The following is a 5,962-nucleotide window of genomic DNA, read 5'->3' as shown; positions in this document are numbered from 1 at the left end:
GCCGCCGCGGCGACCGCGCCGACCGGCCCGCCCCGGCCCCGGACGCCGCCCCGCGCCCGGCGCCCGGCCCCGAGGCGCCCCAGCAGGCCGGAACGGCCCCCCAGGAGCTCGGTGCGCCGGTGAAGGACGCCCCGAAGGCGTCCGAGCGGCCCACCCGCTCGTGGGGCGGCGGCGGAGGGTGCGTGCTGTACTTCGCGCCCGCCGCCCCGCCCAGCGGCTTCGCCGGGCGGCGGCGGGAGCTGCTCGCGCTGCGCGCCGACATCCGCCGGGCGGGCCTGGACACCCTCTCCGGCCGCAAGTCCGCCCGCAGCCGGGTGCTGCTCATCGCCGGGCGGCCCGGATCGGGCCGTACGGCGCTGGCCGAGGAGCTGGTGCGGCGGGTGGCGGACGAGTACCCGGACGGGGTGCTGCGCGCCCGGCTGAGCACGGCCGACGGCACGCCCGTACCGCTGGAGCAGACCGCCCGGCGGCTGCTGGGCGCGCTCGGCGTGCCGGCCGTGCCGGGCTCGGCCGAGGACGACCTGACCGAGGCGGCGCGCGGCGCGCTGGCCGGGCGGCGGGCGGTGCTGCTGCTGGACGACGTGCCCGGCGCCGACCAGGTGGACGCCCTGCTGCCGGACGCGCCCGACAGCCTCGTCGTCGCCGTCGCGCGCGGGCCGCTGACCGGCATCCCGGACGTGCGGCCGTGCGCCCTGGGCGGGCTGGACCTGCGGGCGGCCATCGGGCTGCTCACGCAGTTCGCCGGGGCCACGCGCGTGACGTGCGACCCGACGGCCGCGGACGCGCTGGTCGAGCTGTGCGGCGGCCAGCCCGCCGCGCTGGTCATCGTCGGCGGCTGGCTCGCCGCGCGGCCGGAGGCGTCGGTGGCCGACGCGGTCCGGCGGCTGCGCGAGCTGCCGCCGCCCACCGGGGAGCCGGACCAGGCCGGGCAGCCCCTGGCGCGCGCCTTCGAGCTGGCCTACGGCGCGCTGCCGGCGTCCGCGGCCCGCCTGCTGCGGCTGCTGGTGCTCGCGCCGGGCTGCGCGGCCGACGCGCACACCGCCTCGGCGCTGGCGGGCTGCTCGCTGGCCACGGCGCGCACCACGCTGGAGGACTTCGCCGCGCTGGGCCTGCTGCGGCGGCGCGGCGTGCGGCCCGAGGCCGCCCAGTACGAGGTGCCCGGCTGCCTGGAGCCGCTGATGCGCGCGCGGCTGGACACCCACGAGCGGCAGGCCGAGCAGCGGCTCGCGCGTGCGCGCATGCTGGAGCGGACCGTGCGGCAGCTCCAGGCCTGCCGGCTGGCCGTGGCGCCGCCCGGCAGCGCGGGGCGGCGCAAGCTGAACGACCTGCCGAGGACGCTGCGGTTCGGCTCGCCCGGCTCGGCCGCCGACTGGCTCCAGGCGCGGCTGCCCGCGCTGCCCGACGCCGCCCGGCTCGCCGCCGAGGACGGGGAGCTGGACACCCTGGCGCGGCGGCTGGTGTCCGCGCTGGCCCAGGCCCTGACCGCGCACCGGGGCGCGGTGGGCGCCGCGCCCGAGCTGTACGGGCTGCACGAGCTGCTGCTGGGCGCGGCCCGGCGGCGCGGCGAGTCCGGCGAGGCGGCGGCCGCGCTGCTGAACCTCGGCGACCTGGACGTACGGGCCGGGCGCGCGCGGCAGGCGCTGACGCGCTACCGGGAGGCGCTGGAGGCGGCCCGCACCGCGGGCGACCCGGTCCCGACCGGCCGCGCGCTGGAGTCGATGGGCCGCACCTACCAGGAGCTGGGCGACTGGCACCGGGCGGCCGACTGGTACGGCCGGGCGCTGGAGCTGCGCCTGGCGCGCCGGGAGCCGGCCGACGAGGCGCGGCTGTACGGGCGGCTGGGAGCGGTGCACGGCCGCGCGGGCCGGTGGGCCGAGGCGCTGCGCGACTGGCGGGCCGCCGCGGCCGTCTGCCGCCGCGTGGACGACCTGTCGGGCTACGCGCGGGCGCTCGGCCACGTCGGCGAGGCGCAGGAGCGCACCGGGCGGCCCCGGGAGGCGCTGCGGACCTGCCTGGAGGCGATCGGGCACGCGCGCAAGCTCAAGGACGCGCGGCTCCAGGCGGCCGTCTCGCTGCGGATCGCGCACCTGCTGGACGGCCTGGGGGACCGGGAGGCGGCGCTCGGCTACCGCAGCGCGGCGGGCCGCCTGCTGGCCCGGCAGCGCCCGCCGCTGCCCGGCCAGCAGCCTCCGGACGGGCGCGATCCCGCACCAACCCCCGAAGCGGCCTACGAAACCAGTGGCAAAACCGCCAACGATTGAAACAAAGCAAGGATAGACAGGGTCGAGTCCTTCATTAGACTGGGTGTACCGCCGTTGGTGCGGTCGGCTCCGGCATGCGAACGCGCGCCGGGGAGCGGCCCGCGCCCAGTTTCCAGACAAGGACCGTGATCGACGTGAAGGTCGGCATCCCCCGCGAGGTCAAGAACAACGAGTACCGCGTGGCCGTCACCCCGGCCGGCGTGCACGAACTGGTCCGGGACGGCCACGAGGTCGTCGTGGAGCGGGGCGCCGGCCTCGGCTCGTCCATCGCCGACGCGGACTTCGCCGCGGCCGGCGCCACGCTGCTGGACGCGGCGGACGACGTGTGGGCCGCCGCGGACCTGCTGCTGAAGGTCAAGGAGCCGGTCGCCGAGGAGTACCACCGGCTGCGCAAGGACCTCACGCTCTTCACGTACCTGCACCTGGCCGCGTCCCGGGCCTGCACGGACGCGCTCCTGGAGTCCGGCGCGACGGCCGTCGCGTACGAGACGGTGGAGGCCGCCGGCGGCTCGCTGCCCCTGCTGGCGCCGATGTCCGAGGTCGCCGGCCGGATCGCGCCCCAGGTCGGGGCGTACCACCTGATGCGCTCGGCGGGCGGGCGCGGCGTGCTGCCCGGCGGCGTGCCCGGCGTCGAGGCGGCCCGGGCGGTGGTGATCGGCGGCGGCGTCGCCGGGTGGAACGCCACGCAGGTCGCCGTCGGCATGGGCTTCCAGGTCACGCTGCTCGACAAGGACACCGGCAAGCTGCGCGAGGCCGACCGGATCTTCGGCAACCGCGTACGCACCCTCGCCTCCACCGCGTACGAGCTCCAGCGGGCCGTCCTCGACGCGGACCTGGTCGTCGGCGCGGTGCTCGTGCCCGGGGCGCGGGCGCCGAAGCTGGTGACCAACGACACCGTCTCCCGCATGAAGCCGGGAAGTGTCCTTGTCGACATCGCGATCGACCAGGGCGGCTGCTTCGAGGACTCCCGGCCCACCACGCACGCCGAACCGGTCTTCACCGTCCACGACTCGGTCTTCTACTGCGTCGCCAACATGCCCGGCGCGGTGCCCGACACCTCCACCCGCGCGCTGACCAACGCCACGCTGCCCTACGTGGTGCGCCTGGCGCGGCTGGGCTGGCGGGAGGCGCTGCGCCGCGACCCCGGCCTGGCCAGGGGTCTCAACGTCCATGAGGGCCAGGTCGTTTACGGGCCGGTGGCCGAGGCGCACGGGCTGGACGCGGTCGAGCCGGCGGCGCTGACCGGCTGAGCGCCCGGCGCCGGCGGCCCGCGCCGCCGGCGCGGCGGGAGCGGTCCCGAGCGGCCGCGCGCGGGAGCGCGGGGCGCGCGCGTGTTCGCGTGCGCGGGCTCGCGTTCGCCGGCGTGCGTCAACGGAAGCGGTCAACACCGCGCGGCCTCCGGGGCCTTGGCGGGGTCGCGGCGCGGGATGATATCGATTCCGCGACACGTCCGGCGCGGCCTGCCGAAGGTCGGGTACGATCCCGTCAACTCGCCACACATGCGCCCCTTGAACCGTTTCGCCCACCAGCGAAACACCCACCTCGCCGATCGCGCACCCTTGACATCGCCATGTTCGATTGCCGACACATCGCACCGTGTCCGGCGGATTGTGTTGCTGCGAACCGCCGACACGCCATAGAGTCGCCAACCGTCGGCATTGGTGTCACGCTGACCTATTGAGAAATTTCCTGGTCACCAAGGAGGTAGGACGACTTGTGAATGAGTCGACATTTTCTCCCGGGGGTGGTCAACCAGGACCGGCTGCGCGGGGCCAGGGCCCCTCGGGGCTTGAGGCTGTCGGCTCCGTAGCTGTCCACGCCCTCGCCGCCCGCCAGAGCACCACGATGACAGCCCACCAGAGCCAGAGCAGCATGGACGGCCACCACGTGAACGCCATGGCCGGCGACCGGACCGGCAGCGACCCCGCCCGCTTCGCCGTCTACGACGACCTCCCCGACGGGCACTTCTACGACCCGGACGCGGAGTACGAGCCCGATCCCGAGTACGCGGCCACGCTCGCGCCCGACGCCGCCCGCCAGCGCCGCGAGCGCATCGGGCCCACCGGCCGCCCGCTGCCGTACTTCCCGATCCCCGGCCCGGTGACCGACCACGGTCCCGCCAAGATCATCGCCATGTGCAACCAGAAGGGCGGGGTCGGCAAGACCACCTCGACCATCAACCTGGGCGCGGCGCTGGCCGAGTACGGCCGCAGGGTGCTGCTGGTGGACTTCGACCCGCAGGGTGCGCTGTCGGTCGGCCTCGGCGTCAACCCCATGGAGCTGGACCTGACGGTCTACAACCTGCTCATGGAGCGGGGCATGGCCGCCGACGAGGTGCTGCTGAAGACGGCCGTGCCCAACATGGACCTGCTCCCCAGCAACATCGACCTGTCCGCCGCCGAGGTGCAGCTGGTCAGCGAGGTCGCCCGGGAGTCCGCCCTGCAGCGGGCGCTGAAGCCCCTGATGGCCGACTACGACTACGTCGTCATCGACTGTCAGCCGTCCCTGGGCCTGCTCACGGTCNGCGCTCACCGCCGCGCACAAGGTGATCGTGCCGCTGGAGTGCGAGTTCTTCGCGCTGCGCGGCGTGGCGCTGCTCACCGAGACGATCGAGAAGGTGCAGGAGCGGCTGAACCCCGAGCTGGAGCTGGACGGCATCCTGGCCACCATGTACGACTCCCGCACGGTGCACAGCCGCGAGGTGCTGGCCCGCGTGGTGGAGGCGTTCGACGACCACGTCTACCACACGGTGATCGGCCGGACGGTCCGCTTCCCGGAGACCACGGTCGCGGGCGAGCCGATCACCACGTACGCCTCCAACTCCGTCGGCGCCGCCGCCTATCGCCAGCTCGCCAGGGAGGTGCTCGCCCGGTGTCACGCCGAGTGAGTCTGCCGGGCGCCGACGAACTGTTCCGCACCACCGGGGGGACCGCCCTCCAGCCGTCCTCGCCCGCCGGGGGCTCGCACGCCCCGGGCTCCCGGGTGCGCCGCCAGCAGAGCGGCGAGCCGCGGGTGCCCGCCCCGGCCGGCGAGTCCGACCCGGTCGACGACGGCAAGGAGGGCGACGCCTCCCACGCGCAGCGGCCCGACGGGGACGGCGCGCCGGGCGCCGCGGAGCACGGCGACGGCCGGGAGGCCGACGCCCGCAAGGAGTCGGCGAGCGACCGGCGGCCGCTGTCCGAGCGGGGCCGCCCCACGGCGCGCCAGCAGGCCGAGGCCGCCGCGCAGTCCGCCCAGCCCGCCGCCGCCCGCCGCCGCTCCCGCGCGGCCAACCGCCGCCCCAGCGGCCGCGAGCGGCACGACGAGAAGATCACGGTCTACGTGTCGGCCGAAGAGCTGATGGACCTGGAGCACGCCCGCCTCGTGCTGCGCGGCGAGCACGGGCTCGCGGTCGACCGCGGCCGGATCGTCCGGGAGGCCGTCGCGGTCGTCCTCGCCGACCTGGAGTCGCGCGGCGACGCGAGCATCCTGGTGCGCCGCCTGCGCGGCCGCTGAGGAGCCGGGCGGTAGCCTGCCCGCTCGTACGGGCCGACCCGCCCGGCCCCAGCACCTGGACCGCCATGCCGACGAACGACGCCCCCGCCCCCCGCCCGCCCAGACCCCGCCGCACCCTGGGCCGGGGCCCGGGCGGGCGGCCGCCCGCCCCGGCGGGCGCCGAACCGGCACCGCGACGGCCCACCGCCCCCGCCCCGCCCCCGGTC

At 76.6% G+C, this 5,962-nt stretch carries 3 protein-coding genes and 1 pseudogene; all 4 read left to right on the top strand.

The window, feature by feature from the left end; translation table 11 throughout:
• Positions 1-239: 239 nt before the first annotated feature.
• Entirely contained in the window at positions 240-2,261 is a 2,022-nt protein-coding gene (locus tag RKE29_RS27295) for a tetratricopeptide repeat protein (RefSeq protein ID WP_312008337.1), read from the top strand.
• A 125-nt stretch (positions 2,262-2,386) separates the two neighbouring features.
• Positions 2,387-3,511 (top strand): alanine dehydrogenase, encoded by a 1,125-nt coding sequence (gene ald, locus RKE29_RS27290; RefSeq protein ID WP_312008336.1) that lies wholly within the window; start codon positions 2,387-2,389, stop codon positions 3,509-3,511.
• A gap of 637 nt (positions 3,512-4,148) precedes the next feature.
• Positions 4,149-5,148 (top strand): annotated as a pseudogene (locus RKE29_RS27285) (ParA family protein).
• Positions 5,133-5,756, top strand: a complete 624-nt coding sequence (locus RKE29_RS27280; RefSeq protein ID WP_312008335.1) for a hypothetical protein — start codon at positions 5,133-5,135, stop codon at positions 5,754-5,756. The pseudogene RKE29_RS27285 and the gene RKE29_RS27280 overlap by 16 nt, the downstream one beginning before the upstream one ends.
• Positions 5,757-5,962: the final 206 nt, after the last annotated feature.

The sequence above is a fragment of the Streptomyces sp. B1866 genome, assembly GCF_031932565.1.
In the GTDB taxonomy this organism is placed as follows: domain Bacteria; phylum Actinomycetota; class Actinomycetes; order Streptomycetales; family Streptomycetaceae; genus Streptomyces.
Note: the sequence above shows the minus strand (reverse complement) of the source record. Positions and strands in the feature narration are given on the sequence as shown.